The sequence below is a fragment of the Kitasatospora sp. NPDC048365 genome, from assembly GCF_043200835.1.
GTDB classification, from domain to species: domain Bacteria; phylum Actinomycetota; class Actinomycetes; order Streptomycetales; family Streptomycetaceae; genus Kitasatospora; species Kitasatospora terrestris.
This window is the reverse complement of record NZ_JBICYJ010000002.1, coordinates 270,805-289,009: the sequence shown is the minus strand read 5'-3', so window position 1 is coordinate 289,009 and position 18,205 is coordinate 270,805. Positions and strand designations below refer to the sequence as shown.

Here is an 18,205-nt window from a genome sequence, read left to right as displayed (position 1 = left end):
CACAGTGGCGTGCACACCGACAGCACTGCGGGGGAGACATGTCGACACTGCGGGTCACGGCCGAGCGCCTGACCATCCACGAGCACCCCAACGCCGACGCGCTGGAGCTGGCCCAGGTGGGCCTCTTCCGCGCGGTGGTCGCCAAGGGCGCCTACCGCACCGGCGAGTACGCGCTCTACATCCCGGAGCAGTCCGTGCTGCCCGCCGGGCTGATCGAGGAGCTGGGACTGACCGGGAAGCTGGCCGGGTCCGGCGCCGACCGGGTCAAGGCGGTCCGGCTGCGCGGCGAGCTCTCCCAGGGCATCGTCTGCCTGCCCGGCGCGCTGGCCGGCGACGACCTGGCGGCGGCCGCCGAGTCCGGCGAGGACTTCGCCGAGCGCCTGGGCATCACCAAGTGGGCGCCGCCGATCCCGACCTCGATGAGCGGCGACGTGGAGGCGGCCCCGGACCTGCTGCCCTGGGTGGACATCGAGAACCTCAAGCGCTTCCCCGGCGTCTTCGAGCCCGGCGAGCCGGTGGTGATCACCGAGAAGCTGCACGGCAGTTGCTGCCTGCTCACGTTCCACGCCGCGACCGGCACGGTGCAGGTGTCCTCCAAGGGCATCGGCGCCCAGGGGCTCGCGCTCAAGGAGGACGAGCGCAACGTCTACTGGCGGGCGGTGCGCGCCCACCGCGTCGGCGAGGTGGCGGCGCGGCTCGCCGAGCGGCTCGGCGCGTCCCGGGTGGGCGTCTTCGGCGAGGTGTACGGCGAGGGCGTCCAGGACCTGGCGTACGGCTCGTCGGCGCGCGCCGACCGGATCGGCTACGCGGCGTTCGACGTCTCCGCGGAGATCGACGGCCAGGTCCGCTGGCTGGACGCGGCGGAACTGCTCGACGGCGACCTGCCGCTGGTGCCCGCGCTGTGGAGCGGACCGTACGACGCGGAGACCGTGCTGCGGCTGGCCGAGGGCCGGGAGACCGTCTCCGGACGTGAACTGCACGTCCGCGAGGGCGTGGTGGTCCGTCCGGCGGTCGAGCGGTACAGCCCGGTGCTGGGCGGCCGGGCGATCGCCAAGGCGGTCGGCGGCGGCTACCTGACCCGCAAGGGCGGCACGGAGTACGAGTGACCCGGCCGCGTGCTGACAGGTGGTCAGTTAGGTTGGAGGGGTACGCACACCCGTCCGCTCCGACCACCTGTGGAGGACGCCCATGCCGGACACCCGTATACCCGGGCCGCCCGGACTGCCGCTGATCGGGTCGATGCTCGACCTGCGGCGCGACGCGCTGAAGGCGTACCGGGACGCCTTCAGCGCCCACGGCGACGTGGTGCGCTTCAGCGCCGGGCCGCCCGGGCTGCGCGCCACCTTCTGGATGGTGTACTCGCCGGAGGGTGCCCAGCAGGTGCTGGCCACCGAGTCGGCCAACTTCCGCAAGGAGAACGCCTTCTACGAGGAGATCCGGCAGAGCTTCGGCAACGGCCTGCTCACCTCGCAGGACCAGGACTACCAGCGCCAGCGCCGGCTGATCCAGCCGCTGTTCACCCGCCGCCGGGTGGACACCTACGCGGACGCGATCGGTATCGAGGCCGAGGCGCTGGCCGAGCGCTGGGCGGCGGCGCCGGGCGGGGTGGTGGAGGCGGGCGAGGAGATGTCCGCGTTCGCGCTGCGGGCGGTCTCCCGGATCCTGTTCGGCACCGACGTGGACGAGGCGATCCGCACCGTCCGGGAGAGCTTCCCGGTGCTCGGCGAGTTCGTCCGCACCCGCGGCTTCTCGCCGGTGCGGCTGCCCCGCGACTGGCCGCTGCCGCTGCACAAGCGGGCACTGGCCGCCGAGCAGGCGCTGTACGCGGTCTGCGACCAGATCATCGCCCGCCGGGCCGGCGCGGAGTCCGAGGACCTGCTGGGCCTGCTCGCGCACGCCCGGGACGAGGACGGCAACCAGCTGGACGCCACCGAGCTGCGCGAGCAGGTGCTGATCTTCCTGCTGGCCGGGCACGAGACCACCGCCACCTCGCTGACCTTCGCCCTGCACCTGCTGGGCCTGCACCCCGAGCAGCGCAAGCTCGCCCAGGCGGAGGTGGACGCGGTGCTCGGCGACGGCCGCCGGCCGACCGCCGAGGACTACAACGCGCTGCCGTACGTGACCAAGGTGCTCAAGGAGGCGATGCGCCTCTTCCCGGCGGCCCCGGCGATGGGGCGGCGCTCGGTCGAGGAGACGGTGATCGGCGGGGTGACGATCCCGGCCGGCTCGGACGTGCTGGTCGCGCCGTACATCACCCACCGCCACCCGGCGCACTGGGAGGACCCGGAGCGCTTCGACCCGGAGCGGTTCACCCCCGAGCGGGAGGCGGCCCGGCACCGGTACGCCTGGTTCCCGTTCGGCGGCGGGCCGCGGGCCTGCATCGGGCAGCACTTCTCGATGCTCGAGTCGGTGCTCGGACTCGCGGTGCTGCTGCGGGAGTTCGAGGTGGAGGCGGTGGACACCGAGGTGGAGCTGGGCCAGGGGATCACCCTGGAGGCCCGTACCCCGGTCCGGATCAGGATCGCCGGGCGGCGCTGATCCGGACCGGGTGCCGCGCCCGGGTCAGCGCAGGGTGCAACTGACGGCGGTCGGGGCGGTGTTGGTGCCGCTCCAGCTGCCGTTGAACCCGAACGAGGTGCTGCCGCCGGGCGCCAGCGTGCCGTTGTACCCCAGGTTGGACACCGACACGTTGGCGCCGGTCTGGGTGTAACTCCCGTTCCAGAGCGAGGTGACCTGCTGGCCGTTGGCGTAGGTCCAGCTGATCGTCCAGCCGGTGGAGGCGGTGGTGCCGGTGTTCTTCACCGTCACCGAGGCGCCGAAGCCGCCGCCCCACTGGTTGGTCACCGCGTAGCTCGCCGTGCAGCCCGAACCGCCGCTCGGCGAGGGGCTGGTGGAGGGGCTGCCGGACGGGCTCGGGCTGGGCGAGGGCGACGGCGAGCCGGACGCCGAGGTGGACGGCGAGGTGGACGGCGACGGCGAGCCGGTGGGCACCGCACTGGTGTCGCCGACGATGATGCCGCGCCCGTTGGTGGAGACGTACACCCGGCCGTAGACCCGCGGGTCACCGGTGATCGCCGCGCCGGTCCAGGCCCACTGGTGGGCGTCGTCGTTGATCCGGGTCCAGCTCGCGCCGGCGTTGTCGGAGCGGAAGATGCCGCGCACCCCGCCGATCTGGGCGCTGGTGTAGATCGCCGGGTAGCCGGTGCCGGTCGCGGAGCGGCCGAAGCCGATGGAGTCGGCCTTGTCCACGCCCGCCACCCGGCCGAACGAGGCGCCGGAGTCGGTGGAGTGCCACAGGCCGTAGGTGCTGTTGTCCTTGCCGCCGGCCAGCCAGACGTCGCCCTCGGCGTTGCTGAGCGCCTTGAAGCGGACGTTGCCGTCCACCGGCAGGCCGCTCGCGGCGGTCTTCGCGAAGGTCAGGCCGCCGTCCGTGGAGAGGTAGAAGGCGCCGGCCGCGACGCCGTAGAACTTCTTCGGGTTGACCCGGTCGGCCTGCACCGAGGCGCCCGCCGGGAGGCCGCTCGCGGCCGCCCAGGAGCTGCCGCCGAAGGCCGAGGCGACCGGGGCGGCACCGGCCGGCGACCAGACCACCCGGCTGCCGTCGGCGGCCAGCGCGACCGTGCCGCCGCCGGTGATGCCGGTCGGTTCGCCGCTCGCCTGGTACCAGTTGGCGCCGTTGTCGTTGGAGAAGCCGATGTGGGTGGTGGCGGTCGAGCCGCTGTCGGTGTTGCCGACCCGGACCACCTGGTTGGGGTTGGCCTGGGCGAAGTCCAGGGCGGTGGTGGAGCCGTGGGTGGGGGACTGGTACATCATCGCGGGCACGGCGGTCAGCGAGGTGTGCCGGAAGCCGCTGATGTCGCCGAGCGCGCTGAGCAGCGGGGCGCCGCTCGGCGGGCTGATCAGGTCGTTGACGGCGGTCTCCTCCAGGCCCTGCACCATCGGCTTGATGGTGATCTTGGTGCCGGCGTCCCAGGAGGTGAGGTTGTCGGTGCCGTAGAGGGTGGCGCCGGTGCCGTACATCATCCGGTCGGAATTGAACGGGTCGATCTCCAGCGCCTCGGTCATCCAGCCGAGCTTGGGCGCCTCCTCCGGCGGGGACGGGTTCTTGCCCCAACTCAGCCACGGGGACGAGGAGATGTCCATGGTGTAGTGGTCGACCCGGTTGGGGTAGCCGTTGTACTCCCAGATCGGCTTCCAGGTCGCCCCGAAGTCGGTGGACCGGTAGATCTGGGTGTCCGGCCACCAGGAGGAGTAGCCGGTGACCATCAGCACGTTGGGGTGCTGCCGGTCGACGGTGAGGCCGCTGTAGCCGAAGTAGGCGCCGGAGTCGGAGGACTTGAGCGGGCTGATCTGCGTCCAGGTGCCGGTCTTCGTGGCGTAGCGCCAGACGTCGCCCTTGCCGCCGTCGTACGGGCCGCCGGTGTCGCTGGTGGCCAGGTAGAGGTAGCCGTTGACCGGGTCGAGGACGCCCTTGTGCGGCAGGAAGCCGGTGGGCTGGCCGGCCAGCCGGGTCCAGGTGGTGCCGCCGTCGGTGGAGCGGTAGACGCTGTTGTCCTTGTCGGCGACGCCGACGTACACGGTCTGGGTGGTGTTCCCGGCGGTGGCGCTGGACTTGTCGAAGGTCACCCACAGGACGCCCTGGGTGGCGCTCAGGTAGCCGTTGGTGTCGGTCGGGTCGGGGGCGTAGTTGCCGACGTTGGGGAAGGCGGTGACCTGGGACCAGGTGACGCCGTAGTCGGTGGAGCGCCACAGCCCGTTGCCGGACGGCGCGCCGAAGTACAGCACCTTGTCGTTGTTGGGGTCGATCGCCAGGCGCTCGCCCATGCCGCGGCCCGGCATGTTGCCGCCGACCTTGAACGGCAGCGTGGTGCGCTGCCAGGTGGCGCCCTTGTCGGTGGAGCGCAGGATGGCGCCGTTGTTCGGGTCCCAGGAGTTGGTGTACGTGCCGGCGGCGACGTAGACCCGGTTGGTCTGGACGGGGTCGGTGGCCAGCGAGGCGACGCCGGTGAGGTTCCAGTCGTTCCAGCCGAGCGAGTCCAGCAGCGGGATCCACTTCTTGCTGGTGGGGTCCTGCCGGTAGGCGCCGCCGATGTCGGTGCGGGCGTAGACCAGGCCGGGCTCCGTCTGGTTGAAGACGATGCCGGGCACGAAGCCGCCGCCGTCGATCCGGACGTTGCTCCAGGAGTAGGTGGACGCGGTGGCGTCGGTGGCCGCGGTGGCGGTGGAGTGCAGGCCGGTCAGCCAGGTGACCGCGAGGCCGCAACTGAGCGCGAGTGCCGTGACCGCCGTCCGCGGACGGGTGGGGGTGGTGGGAGGCATGGGTGGGACGCTAGCCCCGGGCCGCTGGGGGCAGAAGAGCATGCGGACAGCTCTGTCCGCATGTGGACATGACGTGCCGTCAGTTGTCGCAGCGTCCACACCTTGGCCCATTCGAGCACAAGCGACCCGTGCGGGGGGCGGCTTTTCACATCTTCGGGTGACCTTCTTCCGGCCCTCGATAGCGTCCTGCGCATCCGAGACCGCGATCGCACATGCGAGAGGCATATGACCTCCCGCTCGGAGGCTGCCGCATGGGAAACCTGAACCACTTCAGCTTCGGCTGGCTCACCCCGACGCTGTCGTACCTGATGGCCTGCGTCGGCGCCGCACTCGGCCTGCGCTGCACCCTGCGGGCCCTGGCCGCGACCGGCACCTCCCGCCGCAACTGGCTGTTCACGGCCGCCGCCGCGATCGGCTCGGGCATCTGGACCATGCACTTCGTCGCCATGTTCGGCTTCACCGTGGACGGCACCGAGCTGCGCTACGACGTCCCGCTCACCATCCTCAGCCTGGTGGTGGCGGTCCTGGTGGTCGGCCTCGGCGTCTTCGCCGTCGGCTACGGCCGGCACCGCGGCCGCAGCCTGCTGCTCGGCGGCCTCACCACCGGCGTCGGCGTCGCGGCCATGCACTACATCGGGATGGCCGCGGTCCGGATCCACGGCGGCATCGACTACGACCCCGGCACGGTCGGCCTGTCCGTGCTGATCGCGGTCGGCGCCGCCACCGCCGCGCTCTGGGCCGCGATCACCATCCGCACCATGCTCGCCGCCGGCGGCGCGGCCCTGGTGATGGGCATCGCGGTGAGCTGCATGCACTACACCGGGATGGCCGCCGTGCACGTCCACATGGTGCCCGACCGCGCCGACCTCGGCGGCGCCACCCCGATGCAGTTCATCTTCCCGCTGGCCGTCGGCCTGGGCTCGTTCCTCTTCCTCACCTCCGCCTTCGTCGCGCTCTCCCCGACCGCCCAGGAGCGCGCCGCCTACCGCGAGGCCGGCGAGATCGCGGTCGAGGACCTCACCGCCACCTCGCTGGACCGCGCCGCCTGAGACCGACCGGCCCGGGACCCGACCGGCCCGAGAACCACCGCCGCCACCAGCACGCGTCCGACGAGAGGCAGCCCCATGCGCACCCGCACCCGCAGCGGCCCGGCGGCCCCGGCCGCCACCCGCGGCCCGGCCCGACCCGGCCCCACCGGTCAGCGGCGCGGCGCCCACGCCGGCCCGCCCGCCCCCGAGGACCTCACCGGACTCGACGTCCTCGCCGGCCCGCGCGGCGGACTGCGCCCGCGCACCGTCCGGGCCCGGATCCTCGCCCTGCTGATGGTCCCGGTGGTCTCCGTGCTGGCGCTCTGGGCGTTCGCCACCGTCACCACCGCCAACAACGTCTGGGACCAGCTGCGGATCCGCGAGGTCACCACCACCCTGCTCGACCCGCTGGACGCCACCGTCGCCGGGCTGCAGGCCGAACGCGCCGCCGCCGGCCAGCTGCTGGCCGCCGCCGGACCCGCCCGGGAGAGCGCCCTGCGCGAGGCCGGTGCCGCCACCGACCGGGCGGCCGCCCCGCTCACCCTCGCCGACCGGTACAACCGCGCCGACGCCGAGGGGCTCGGCGCCGAGGCCGCCACCCGGCTGGACGCCCTCGGTGCCGCGGTCGCCGCCCTGCCCGAGCTGCGCACCCGGATCCTGGCCCGCTCGGCCGGCTGGCCCGAGGCGTACGCGGCCTACACCACCGCGGTGGAGCGGGCGTTCGCCGTCTCCGGCTCGGTCACCGCCCTGCAGGACCGCGGCGCCTCCTCCGACGCCCGGGTGCTGCTGGAGTTCGCCCGCTCCCGCGAACTGCTGGCCCGCGAGGACGCCCTGCTGCGCTCCGCGCAGGGCGCCGGGCGGCTCACCGAGGACCAGCACCGCGAGTTCGCCGCGGCCGTCTACGCCCGCCGGCTGTTCGAGCAGGCCGCCGCCCGCGACCTGCGCGTCGCCGACCGCGCTGCCCTGCAGACGGTCACCGGCGGCGCCGACTACCAGGAGCTGCTCCGGCTGGAGGACGCCGTGCGCGCCGCCGAGGACGGCCGGCAGGCGGTCCTCGCGGTGGCCGCCGACCGCTGGGCGGTGGCCGCCGACAACAGCGCCCGCACCCTGCGCGCGGTGGCCACCGGCGCGGGCAGCGCCGCCGCCGACCGCGAGAACCCGTACGCGCTCGGCCTGTCCACCCCCTCGGGGGCGGCGGTGCTGCTCGGCCTGGTCGCGGTGGTCGCCTCGCTGGCCATCTCGGTGCAGATCGGCCGCGGCCTGGTCACCGAGCTGACCGGCCTGCGCAACTCCGCCCTCGAACTGGCCGGACGCAAACTCCCGGCCACCATGCGGCGGTTGCGGGCCGGCGAGGAGATCGACCTGGACACCGAGGCGCCACTGGTGCCGCACGGCGACGACGAGATCGGCCAGGTGCACGGCGCGCTCGGCACCGTGCAGCGGGCCGCGGTCACGGCCGCGGTCGAGCGCGCCGAGGTGCTGTCCGGGGTGTCCGGGGTCTTCGTCAACCTGGCCCGGCGCAGCCAGGTCCTGGTCCACCGCCAGCTCACCCTGCTGGACGCCATGGAGCGCCGCACCGAGGACCCCGCCGAGCTGGACGACCTGTTCCGTCTCGACCACCTCACCACCCGGATGCGCCGCCACGCCGAGGGCCTGATCATCCTCTCCGGCGCCGCCCCCGGCCGGGCCTGGCGCCGACCCGTGCCGCTGATGGACGTGGTCCGGGCCGCCGTCTCGGAGATCGAGGAGTACGCCAGGATCGAGGTGCACCGCTTCCCGTACGCCGCGGTCGGCGGTCAGGCGGTCGCCGACCTCACCCACCTGATCGCCGAACTGGTCGAGAACGCCACCGGGTTCTCCCCGCCGCACACCAAGGTGCACATCCGCGGCGAACAGGTCGGCAACGGCTACGCGCTGGAGATCGAGGACCGCGGGCTCGGCATGGGCCCGGAGGCGCTGGCCGACGCCAACCGGCGGATCGAGGCCTCCGAGCAGGTCGACCTCTTCGACAGCGACCGGCTCGGCCTGTTCGTGGTCAGCCGGCTCGCCAAGCGGCACCGGGTGCGGGTCGCGCTGCGGCCGTCCGCGTACGGCGGTACCACCGCCGTGGTGCTGCTGCCCACCGAACTGCTCGACCTGCGGGACCCCGGGGCCGCCGAGCCGGCGTCCGCCCCGCCGACCGTCCCCTTCCCCCTCCCGGTCCCCGTCCCGGGGCCGCGGACCGTTGCCGCCGCACCGCGACCGGCCGCGGCCCCCGCCCCGCTGCCTCCGCCGCCCGCGGCGGACCCCGACCCGGAGCCGGAGCCGGCCGCCCCTGCCCCCGCCCCGGTGCCGGCCGCCCCGGCCGTGCCGCCGTCCGACGAGGAGGAACTGCCGCGCCGGGTGCGGCAGGCGAGCCTGGTGCCGCAGCTGCGCGAGGCCCCGGCCGAGCCGCCCGCATCCGCCGCCGGCGGTCCGGCCGGCCGCGACCCGGAGGCGGCCCGGGCCGCGATGTCCGCCTTCCAGCGCGGCTGGGCGCGAGGCGGCGAGAAGTCCCGTACCGACGAGCGAGGAGAGACAGCGTGATCGGCACCACCCATCAGGCCGGTGAACTCAACTGGCTGCTCGACGAGTTGGTCTCGCGGGTCGCCCAGGTCCGGTTCGCCGTGATGCTCTCCGCGGACGGCCTGGCGATCGGCACCTCGGCGGGCCTCGGCCGCGAGGACGGCGAGCACCTGGCCGCGGTCGCCTCCGGCTTCCACAGCCTGGCCAAGGGCGCCGGACGGCACTTCGAGGCCGGCGAAGTCAGGCAGACCATGGTCGAGTTGGAGCATGGATACCTGTTCGTCGCGGCCGCCGGCCGGGGCACCTGCCTGGCCGTCTTCTCGCACGCCGACGCCGACCTGGGCCTGGTCGCGTACGAGATGGCCCGGCTGGTCCGCCGGGTCGGCGAGCACCTGGGCACCGCACCGCGCGGTCCGATCGGCGGGTGAGCCCGGTGCCCGCCCCGACGCCCCCGCCGCGACCGCCGGAGCCACCCGGCCCGCCCGGCATGCCGGTCCCGCAGGGCCCGCCGGTCCCGCCGCCGGAGGGGGAGTGCTGGTACGACGACGCGGCCGGGCCGATGGTCCGCCCGTACGCGATGACCGGGGGCCGCACCCGGCCCGGCCAACGGTTCGACCTGATCGCGCTGGTGGTCAGCGACGTCCCCGAGGTCACCCCGGAACTGCCGGTCGGGCCCGAGCAGGCCGCGATCCTCGAACTCTGCCGCGACAACGCGCTCTCGGTCGCCGAGGTCGCCGCCGAGGTGGACCTGCCGCTCGGCGTCGTCCGGGTGCTGCTCGGCGACCTGCTGGACGCCGGTCACATCCGGGTCAGCCGTCCCGTTCCGCCCGCCCTGCTCCCCGACGAACACATCCTGCAAGAGGTGATCAATGGACTCCGTGCGCTCTGACGCCCCGGGGCTCGCCCTGAAGATCCTGGTGGCCGGCGGCTTCGGGGTCGGCAAGACCACCCTGGTCGGTTCGGTCAGCGAGATCCGGCCGCTGCGCACCGAGGAGCAGCTCACCGCGGCCGGCTCCGCCGTCGACGACCTCGGCGGTGTGGAGCAGAAGACCACCACCACGGTGGCGATGGACTTCGGCCGGATCACCATCCGCGACGGTCTCTCCGTCTACCTGTTCGGCACCCCCGGGCAGGACCGGTTCTGGTTCCTGTGGGACGAGTTGGCGCAGGGCGCGCTCGGCGCGGTGGTGCTCGCCGACACCCGGCGGCTGACCGACTGCTTCCCGGCCGTCGACTTCTTCGAGTGCCGCGGCATCCCGTTCGTGGTCGCGGTCAACCGCTTCGCCGGCACCCGCGACTACCGCCCGGACGAGGTCTCCCGCGCCCTCGACCTGGACGCCGACACCCCGGTCCTGCTGTGCGACGCCCGGGAGCGCTCCTCCGGCAAGGACGTGCTGGTCAACCTGGTGGAGCACGCCGGCCGGGTGCACGCGGCCCGGCTGCTGGCCGACGTCGGAGGTTAGGAAAGGCAACTGACGAAACGTCAGAGCGCTTCGGCTGTTTCGCATCCGTCCGCCGTCCGTTCGCACAACGGTCTCCTCGCCGTGTGCTGCGCTCGGTTGGCTGGCCGCCGACAGCAGCCGAAGGAGTATGTACAACATGTCGATGACCAATGGGCGGCGGGCGGGCGTCGTCCCGGCACTGGGCGTGGCACTCGCGCTGCTCACCGGCTGCGGCGGCAGCACCGGCGCCACCGGTGCGGGCGGCGAGTACACCGTGATGACCTGGGCGCCCTCCGGGACGGGCACCGCCGACCGGGAGGGCGTCACCGCGCTGGCCGGGGCGATCGGCCGCGCCACCGCCGCCAGGGGCGGGGTCGGAGGCCACCGCCTGCGCGTCCTCACCTGCAACGAGCACAACACCGCCGACGGGGCCACCGCCTGCGCCCGGCAGGCCGCCGACGCCCACGCCGTCGCCGTGATCGGCTCGTACAGCGAGTTCGGCGAGTCCTTCATGCCCGTCCTCGAACAGGCCGGTATCCCGTACATCGGCGGCTACGGCATGACCGGCCCGGAGTTCAGCAGCCCGTACTCCTACCCCGTGGCCGGCGGCACCCCCACGCTGATCGCCGGCAGCGGCCGGCAGCTGGTCGCCGCCGGGTGCAAGCAGATCGCCCTGGTCCGCTCCGACACCCGGGCCGGCGACACCCTGGCCCGCTACCTGGCCACCGCCGTCGCGCAGAGCGGCGTGAAGCTGGTCGACGTCAAGGTGCCCGACAAGGACCCCGACTACCCGGCCGTGGTCCGCAAGGCGCTCGGCGAGGACCGGCCCGGCGGCTGCGTCTCCAACGCCCTCGCGCCCGACCGCAGCGGCAAGCTGCTGGAGGCGTACGGCAAGGCGGCGCCGCGCAACACCCGGTTCGGCTCGGTGATCGGCAGCGTCCAGCAGTCGGTCCTCTCCGCGGGCGGCGCCGCTGCCACCCTGAACGGCAGCTTCGCCACCGGCTGGTACCCGCCGCAGTCCTCCCGGGTCTGGGACGAGCTGCGCACCACCGCCGCCGACGACCACAAGGTCGACACCTCCGACCTCGGCGTGCAGACCACCTGGGTCGCCTACCAGGTCTTCCTCCAGGCCGCCGACCGGCTCCGCGAGGCCGGCACCCCGCTCACCGCGAAGGCGCTGCGCACCCAGCTGGACAGCGGCGACACCCTGGACACCGGCGGCGCCACCCCGCCGCTCACCTGGGGCATGACCGACATGCTGCCCAGCGCCGAGTCGCCCCGGCTGGTGAACACCTGGGTCACCTTCCAGCAGGTCCGCGACGGCCGGCTGACCGAGCAGCAGAGCGGCTTCGTCGACGTCCGCTGGGTCCTGACCGGCGGGAAGCCGCCGCAGTAGGAACGTCGGACGACATGTCCGCCGCGTTGCGCCGCGGTCGGACCTTCCGCTCGTACGCTGACGAAATGATCGTCCACGAGGACCACGCGCCGGGCGCGCTCGCCCTGGCCGCCGAGGGCCGTTGGCCGGAGCTGCTCGGCCGGTTCCGGCGGGCCAGGGCGGCCGGTGCGCCGTCCGCCGGGCCGCTCGGGCACCTGCTCGCGTACTTCGCGCCGCCGGAGCTCGCGGCCCGCCTCTTCGACCGCGACGGCGCCCCGGGCACCGCCGCGACCGTCGGCGACCACGACGCCGGGCCGTTCTGGGAGGTGCTGGCGACCCGCCACACCTGGCTGCGGCTCGCCCCGCTGCTCGATCCGGCGCCGGTGCGCCGGCTGGTCGCGCACACCCGGGTGCTGCTCGGCGAGGACCTCACGCACGGGGTCGAGCCCGACCCCGGGGGCGTCCCGTACGCCCTGGAACCCTGGGAGGCGGCCTGCCGCGAGGGCACCGGGCCGGTCCGCGAGTACCTGCCCGGCGGTGGGGCCCGGCTGGCGCTGCGGGCGCTGCCCGCCGACCGCGAGGGCCTCGGCCCGGTGGACCTGCCCCGGCCCGGCCCGCTCGCGCCCGAGCTGGCGGCGACCCGCCTGCTGGGCGCGATGGCGCCCTGGGCGTCCGCCGTCTGCGTCCGCGGCGCGGCCCCGCAGGCCGCGGCCCACCTGGCGGACACCGACCGGGTGACCGGCGGCCCGCTCACCTTCCCGGCGGCCTACCCCGCGCTGCTGCAGCTGGCCTCCGGCGGCCCCGGGCACGGTGCCGCGCAGGGCCGGCTCGCGGTGTGGCGGCTGCTCACCGCGATGACCGGCGAGACCGTGCTGGAGCGCGCCGAGGTGGAGGCACTGGTGGCGCGGCTGCGCTGCTTCACCTGGTGCGAGTCGGACGACGAGCTCTGCTACCTGCACCTGGCGGTCGAGGACCCGGCGACCGGCCTGGCCTGGGCGGTCAGCGGCCAGGCCGCGGTCTGACGGCGGTCCGGCGGCGGTCCGACGGCGGTCTGACGACGCGTCGGCACCGGAACCGGAAGGGCCCCGGCCCGGCGGCCGCGCTCCGGGGGGTTGGAGACAGACACGGCGCCGGACCGGGGCGGTCCATGGGGGGTGGGGTCAGCCGGCGGACTTCTCCAGCGCCGGCGCCCCCGGCTGCGGCGGCACCCCGGCCGCCGGGCCGTGGCCGGCGTCCACCAGCGTGGTCTCGTCGAACGGCGCCCGCCCGGCCAGCACCTCGGCCATCCGCTCGCGGTCCAGCTCGCGGGTCCAGTGCCCGATCAGCACGGTGGCCACCGCGTTGCCGGCGAAGTTGGTGAGCGCCCGGGCCTCCGACATGAAGCGGTCGATGCCGACGATCAGGCCGACGCCGTCCACCAGCTCCGGCCGGTGCGACTGGAGGCCGCCGGCCAGCGTGGCGAGGCCCGCCCCGGTGACGCCGGCGGCGCCCTTCGAGGCGATCACCATGAAGAGCAGCAGGGAGAGCTGCTGGCCGAGCGACATCGGCTTGTCCAGCGCCTCGGAGACGAAGATCGACGCCATCGTCAGGTAGATCGCGGTGCCGTCCAGGTTGAAGCTGTAGCCGGTCGGGACGGTGATGCCGACCACCGGACGGCTGACGCCCAGGTGCTCCATCTTGGCGATCAGCCGGGGCAGCGCGCTCTCCGAGGAGGAGGTGGAGAGGATCAGCAGGAACTCCCGGCCGAGGTAGCGCAGCAGCGTGAACACGTTCACGCCGGCGACCAGCCGCAGCAGCAGGCCCAGCACCACGACCACGAACAGCACGCAGGTCAGGTAGAAGCCGATCATGATCACCGCGAGGCTCTTCAGCGCGGCCGTGCCGGTCGCCCCGACCACCGCGGCCATCGCGCCGAAGGCGCCGAGCGGGGCCACCCACATGATCATCGACATCACCCGGAAGACCAGCCGCTGCAGGTGCTCGACGCCGCGCAGCACCGGCGCGCCCGCCGCTCCCATCGCCTGCAGCGCGAAGCCGGCCAGCAGCGCCACCAGCAGGGTCTGCAGCACCTTGCCCTCGGTCAGCGCGGAGAACGCGGTGGTCGGGATGGTGCCGAGCAGGAAGTCGGCGGTCGAGGTGGCGCCGCCGGCCGCTGCCTGGGCGTGCCCGGACTTGGCCAGCGCGGCGGTCAGGTGCAGCCCGGAGCCGGGCTCCAGCAGGTTGCCGACCACCAGCCCGATGCCCAGCGCCACCGTCGACATGGCCAGGAAGTAGCCGAGCGCCAGCCCGCCGACCCGGCCGACCTTGGCCGCCTTGGTGACCGAGCCGACGCCCAGCACGATGGTGCAGAAGATCACCGGACTGATCATCATCTTGATCAGGTTGACGAAGCCGGTGCCGACCGGCTTCAGCTCCACCGCGAACCCCGGCGCCGCCAGGCCCACGACGATGCCCGCGACCACCGCGACGATCACCGCCAGGTACAGCCGGTGGGTCCGGTCGGTCCGCACCCGCGGTCTCGTCTCATCCGTCGTCGTCGTCGCCATGTCAGCGGCTCCTTCGCCCTGCTGTCCCTGCGGCCCCGGGGGGAGGGCCGGCGGCCCGGGTGGTGGGCCGGACACGACTATCCGGGCCGACCGTGACGCGGGTCACGTTTGCGTTCATAGAGTTCACGCCGCCCGGGCCGTCCCGCCGGCGCCCGGGCCAGGCACACTGTCCGGTATGCCCCTCCGCCCGAACCCTCCCCGGCGCCGCCGCCGCGTGCTGCGCAGCCTCGCCGGGCAGCTGTTCGCGGTGCAGGTGGTCATCGTCGCCGCCGTGGTCGCCGGCGGCGCGGTCCTCGCGTACCTGTTCACCGCGCACCGCTACGAGGAGTCGGTCCGCCGCCAGGCCACCGCCGTCGCCGTCGCCCTCGCCGACTCCCCGACGGTCCGCACCGCCGCCGTCGGCCCCGACCCCAGCGCCGTCCTCCAGCCGTACGCCGAGCAGGTCCGGATCGACACCGGCGTCGACTTCATCACCGTGATGGACCCGCACGGCATCCGCTGGACCCACCGCGACCCCGCCCAGATCGGCCGGCCCTACGTCGGCCACATCCAGCAGGCACTCGACGGGCAGGTCTACGCCGAGACCGCCACCGGCACCCTCGGCCCCTCGGTCCGGGTGATCGCCCCGGTCCTCGACGGCGACCGCCGGGTGGTCGGCCTGGTCAGCGCCGGCATCACCCTGCACGCCATCAGCGACCAGCTGCGCACCCCGCTGCTCGCCCTCACCGGCGTCGCCGCGGCCGCCCTGCTGCTCGGCGGCGCCGGCACCTACCTCGCCAACTCCCGTCTGCGGCGGCACACCCACGGCATGGGCGCCGACGAGCTCAGTCACCTGTACGAGTACCACCAGGCCACCCTGCACTCCGTCCGCGAGGGCCTGGTCCTGCTGGACGGCGCCCGCCGGATCGTGCTGTGCAACGACGCCGCCCGCGAACTGCTCGGCCTGGACGGCGACCTGACCGGCGTGCCGGTCGACGCGCTCGGCCTGCCCGGCTCGCTCACCCGGGCGCTCACCGCACCGGCGCCGGTCCGCGACGAGGTCCACCTGACCGCCGAACGCGTCGTCCTGCTCAACACCTCCGCCGTCGAACCCGGCCTCGGCACCGTGGTCACCCTCCGCGACCACACCGAACTCCAGGGCCTCACCGGCGAACTGGACACCGTCCGCGGCTTCGCCGACGCCCTCGCCGCCCAGGCCCACGAGGCCGCCAACCGGCTGCACGCCGTCGTCTCCCTGATCGAACTCGGCCGCCACCAGGACGCGGTGGAGTTCGCCACCGCCGAACTCGCCCTCGCCCAGCGGCTCACCGACAAGGTGGTCGCCGCCGTCGGCGAACCCGTCCTCGCCGCCCTGCTGCTCGGCAAGGCCGCCCAGGCCGCCGAACGCGGCGTCGACCTCGTCCTCACCGAGGACAGCCGGATCGACGACGGCGTCCTCCCCGACCACCTCGCCGCCCGCGACCTGGTCACCCTGCTCGGCAACCTGATCGACAACGCCGTCGACGCCGCCATCGAGAACGCCGCCCGGCACCCCGGCACCCCCGAGGTCACCGTCACCGCCCGCGTCGACGACGGCGACCTGCTGCTCCGGGTCGCCGACACCGGCGCCGGCATCGACCCCGGCGCGGTCGGCGAGGTCTTCCGCCGCGGCTGGACCACCAAGCAGCACGGCCGCGGCCTCGGTCTCGCCCTGGTCGCCCAGACCGCCCGCCGCAACGGCGGCCGGATCGACGTCGCCCGCGACCGCGGCGCGGTCCTCACCGTCCACCTGCCGCTGCGGCGCGCGGCGCACACCGCGGAGGTCCCCCGATGATCCCCGGGCAGCGCGGCGCCGCGGGGGAGGGCGCCATCTCCGTGCTGGTGGTCGAGGACGACCCGGTCGCGGCGGCCGCGCACGCGCTCTACGTGCAGCGCGCCCCCGGCTTCCACGCCTTCGCGACCGTGCACAGCTGCGGCGAGGCCCTGCGCACCCTGGAACGCGCCCGCGCCGCCGGCACCCCCGTCGACCTGATCCTGCTCGACCTGTACCTCCCGGACGGCCACGGCCTCCAGCTCTGCCGCACCCTGCGCGCCGCCGGCCACGGCGCCGACATCATCGCCGTCACCTCCGCCCGCGACCTGGCGATGGTCCGGCAGGCCGTCTCCGCCGGGGTGGTGCAGTACCTGCTCAAGCCGTTCAGCGGCGCCGCGCTCGGCGACCGCCTGGAGCGCTACGCCCAGTACCGCGCCCAACTCGCCCGCACCGGCGACGCCACCGGTCAGGACGAGGTCGACCAGGCCCTGGCGCTGCTCCGCACCCCCGAGCGCAGCGCCCTCCCCAAGGGCCTGTCCGCGCCGACCCTGGACACCGTCGCGGGGGTGCTCCGGGCCGCCGGGTCCGGCCTGTCCGCCGCGGCGGTCGGCGCGGCGGCGGGCGTCTCCCGGATCACCGCCCGCCGCTACCTGGAGCACCTGGTGGACAGCGGCCTCGCCGCCCGCGAACCGCAGTACGGCCAGGTCGGCCGGCCCGAACTCTCCTACCGCTGGCGCGAGCGGCGGTCCTGATCAGACACGGGTGGCGACGGCCAGGAAACGGGTGTCCTCGTCCGTGTAGGAGTCCAGGCGCCAGCCGGCGGAGGCCAGCAGCGGACGGAGGTTGGGCTCCGCCCGCAGGTCGTCCGGGGTGAGCTGCCGACCGTGCCGGGCGGCGAGGGCCGCGCGGCCGACCGGGTGGTAGAGCGCGAGCCGGCCGCTGGCCCGGGTGGCCCGGGCCAGCTCGCGCAACCCCCGGGCGGGGCCCGGCAGGTGGGAGATCAGCCCGGCGCCGAACACCAGGTCCAGTGCGCCGTCGCGCAGCGGCAGCCGCCCGCAGTCGCCCGCGACCAGTGCCGCGTCACCGGCGTGCCGGGCGGCCTCGGCGAGCATCTCGGGCGTGAGGTCGAGCCCGAGCACGGTGCCGGCCCCGCCGACGGCGGCCCGCAGCAGCGGCAGCGCCCGGCCGGTGCCGCAGCCGGCGTCCAGCACCACCGCGCCGTCCAGCGGCCCGAGTTCGCCGATCGCGGCGGCGTACCGCGGCCCGTCGTCCGGGAACTTGGCGTCCCAGCCGGCGGCCCGGGCCGCGAAGAAGGCGCGAGTGGTGGCCAGTTCGGCTTCGTACGACATGATCGCCAGCCTAGGCCCTCGCCGCCCGGTCGTGCCGGGCGGCCGCGCCGGCCGAGGCCTGGTCCTGGCGTCAGAGGCCGCGGTCGGGGGCGCTCATGTCGCCGGTGGCGGGGATGCCGTCGGCGAGGCCGTAGCGGAGGAAGACGGTGCCGTTGGGGGCGGCGACCGGCGGTTCGAGGAGGGTGACGTTGGTGGGGACGGTGCCGCCGTCGAAGAGTTTCTTGCCGACGCCGAGGACGATCGGGTGGATCCAGAGGTCGAGGCGGTCGAAGAGCTTCTCGCGCAGCAGGGTCTGCACCAGGTCGAGGCTGCCGACCACCTTGATGTTCCGGTGCCGGTCGCGGATCTCCCGCACCGCGGCGGCGAGGTCGGGCCCGAGCTGGGTGGAGCCCGCCCACGGCAGGTCGGGCGTGCCGCGGGAGGCGACGTACTTCGGGATGCTGTTGAAGAGGGTGGCGATGTCGCCGTCCTCGCCGCCCTTCTGGTGCGGCCAGTAGGAGGCGAAGATGTCGTACGTCCGCCGGCCGAGCAGCAGGGCGTCGGTGCCCTCGTACGCGGCGCCGATCTGTGCGCCGGTGACCTCGTCCAGCAGGGGTGCCTGCCAGCCGCCGAACGGGAACCCCTCCGGGTCCTCGTCGGGGCCGCCGGGTGCCTGCCCGACGAGGTCGAGGGTCGCGAACATCTCGATGTGGATGAGGCCCATGCTGTGCTCCCGCTGGGTGGGTCGTCCCGGTCCGGCAGTCCGTTCTCACGATAGGGGGCCGTGACCCCCGGGGCGGTGGCTCGTTTGTCCCGGTGGGCGGGTTGTCA

At 74.5% G+C, this 18,205-nt stretch carries 15 protein-coding genes; 11 read left to right on the top strand and 4 right to left on the bottom strand.

Translation table 11 applies throughout. From position 1 onward, the window contains the following. Nucleotides 1-38 precede the first annotated feature (38 nt). Both ACGFX4_RS03040 and ACGFX4_RS03035 read left to right on the top strand, forming a co-directional pair. A complete protein-coding gene (locus tag ACGFX4_RS03040) occupies nucleotides 39-1,106 on the top strand; it encodes an RNA ligase (ATP) (protein WP_393069725.1) in 1,068 nt (355 codons plus the stop codon). Nucleotides 1,107-1,188: 82 nt separating this feature from the next. Then, nucleotides 1,189-2,538 carry a cytochrome P450 gene (locus tag ACGFX4_RS03035; protein WP_393069723.1) on the top strand — a complete coding sequence of 450 codons (1,350 nt, stop codon included), beginning with the start codon at nucleotides 1,189-1,191 and terminating at the stop codon, nucleotides 2,536-2,538. A gap of 24 nt (nucleotides 2,539-2,562) precedes the next feature. Here the strand turns inward: ACGFX4_RS03035 and ACGFX4_RS03030 are convergent, their stop codons facing one another. After that, nucleotides 2,563-5,319 (bottom strand): cellulose binding domain-containing protein, encoded by a 2,757-nt coding sequence (locus ACGFX4_RS03030; protein ID WP_393069721.1) that lies wholly within the window; start codon nucleotides 5,317-5,319, stop codon nucleotides 2,563-2,565. A 251-nt stretch (nucleotides 5,320-5,570) separates the two neighbouring features. Here ACGFX4_RS03030 and ACGFX4_RS03025 point away from each other — a divergent pair, with 251 nt between their 5' ends. The 7 genes from ACGFX4_RS03025 to ACGFX4_RS02995 all read left to right on the top strand — a co-directional run bounded on the left by ACGFX4_RS03025 (nucleotide 5,571) and on the right by ACGFX4_RS02995 (nucleotide 12,730). Beyond that, the gene (locus ACGFX4_RS03025) at nucleotides 5,571-6,368 is read left to right on the top strand and encodes an MHYT domain-containing protein (RefSeq protein ID WP_393069720.1); all 798 of its coding nucleotides are present in this window, start codon (nucleotides 5,571-5,573) and stop codon (nucleotides 6,366-6,368) included. Between the two features lie 75 nt (nucleotides 6,369-6,443). Next, on the top strand, nucleotides 6,444-8,912 hold the full coding sequence (locus ACGFX4_RS03020; protein ID WP_393069719.1) for a nitrate- and nitrite sensing domain-containing protein: 2,469 nt from the start codon (nucleotides 6,444-6,446) through the stop codon (nucleotides 8,910-8,912). After that, nucleotides 8,909-9,319, top strand: a complete 411-nt coding sequence (locus ACGFX4_RS03015) for a roadblock/LC7 domain-containing protein (protein ID WP_393069717.1) — start codon at nucleotides 8,909-8,911, stop codon at nucleotides 9,317-9,319. The genes ACGFX4_RS03020 and ACGFX4_RS03015 overlap by 4 nt, the downstream gene beginning before the upstream one ends. A gap of 59 nt (nucleotides 9,320-9,378) precedes the next feature. Further along, complete coding sequence (locus ACGFX4_RS03010; protein WP_393069716.1) at nucleotides 9,379-9,780, top strand: DUF742 domain-containing protein; 402 nt, start codon at nucleotides 9,379-9,381, stop codon at nucleotides 9,778-9,780. Continuing rightward, nucleotides 9,761-10,354: an ATP/GTP-binding protein gene (locus tag ACGFX4_RS03005; protein ID WP_393069715.1), complete on the top strand. Its 594-nt coding sequence runs from the start codon at nucleotides 9,761-9,763 to the stop codon at nucleotides 10,352-10,354. Before ACGFX4_RS03010 ends, ACGFX4_RS03005 begins: the two co-directional genes overlap by 20 nt. 136 nt (nucleotides 10,355-10,490) lie before the next feature. Continuing rightward, nucleotides 10,491-11,729 carry an ABC transporter substrate-binding protein gene (locus ACGFX4_RS03000; protein WP_393069713.1) on the top strand — a complete coding sequence of 413 codons (1,239 nt, stop codon included), beginning with the start codon at nucleotides 10,491-10,493 and terminating at the stop codon, nucleotides 11,727-11,729. Between the two features lie 65 nt (nucleotides 11,730-11,794). Next, entirely contained in the window at nucleotides 11,795-12,730 is a 936-nt protein-coding gene (locus ACGFX4_RS02995) for a hypothetical protein (protein ID WP_393069712.1), read from the top strand. Between the two features lie 138 nt (nucleotides 12,731-12,868). On the opposite strand, the gene ACGFX4_RS02990 is transcribed toward ACGFX4_RS02995, so the two are convergent. Further along, entirely contained in the window at nucleotides 12,869-14,254 is a 1,386-nt protein-coding gene (locus ACGFX4_RS02990; protein ID WP_393069710.1) for a cation:dicarboxylate symporter family transporter, read from the bottom strand. A gap of 175 nt (nucleotides 14,255-14,429) precedes the next feature. Here ACGFX4_RS02990 and ACGFX4_RS02985 point away from each other — a divergent pair, with 175 nt between their 5' ends. Together ACGFX4_RS02985 and ACGFX4_RS02980 are read left to right on the top strand one after the other, a co-directional pair. Continuing rightward, a complete protein-coding gene (locus tag ACGFX4_RS02985) occupies nucleotides 14,430-16,067 on the top strand; it encodes an ATP-binding protein (RefSeq protein WP_393069709.1) in 1,638 nt (545 codons plus the stop codon). Beyond that, nucleotides 16,064-16,798, top strand: coding sequence for a response regulator (locus ACGFX4_RS02980; RefSeq protein WP_393069707.1), 735 nt, complete (start codon nucleotides 16,064-16,066; stop codon nucleotides 16,796-16,798). The genes ACGFX4_RS02985 and ACGFX4_RS02980 overlap by 4 nt, the downstream gene beginning before the upstream one ends. Here the strand turns inward: ACGFX4_RS02980 and ACGFX4_RS02975 are convergent, their stop codons facing one another. Both ACGFX4_RS02975 and ACGFX4_RS02970 read right to left on the bottom strand, forming a co-directional pair. After that, nucleotides 16,799-17,395, bottom strand: coding sequence for a class I SAM-dependent methyltransferase (locus tag ACGFX4_RS02975; protein ID WP_393069706.1), 597 nt, complete (start codon nucleotides 17,393-17,395; stop codon nucleotides 16,799-16,801). Nucleotides 17,396-17,465: 70 nt separating this feature from the next. Further along, the gene (locus ACGFX4_RS02970) at nucleotides 17,466-18,098 is read right to left on the bottom strand and encodes a dihydrofolate reductase family protein (RefSeq protein ID WP_393069704.1); all 633 of its coding nucleotides are present in this window, start codon (nucleotides 18,096-18,098) and stop codon (nucleotides 17,466-17,468) included. Nucleotides 18,099-18,205 lie beyond the last annotated feature (107 nt).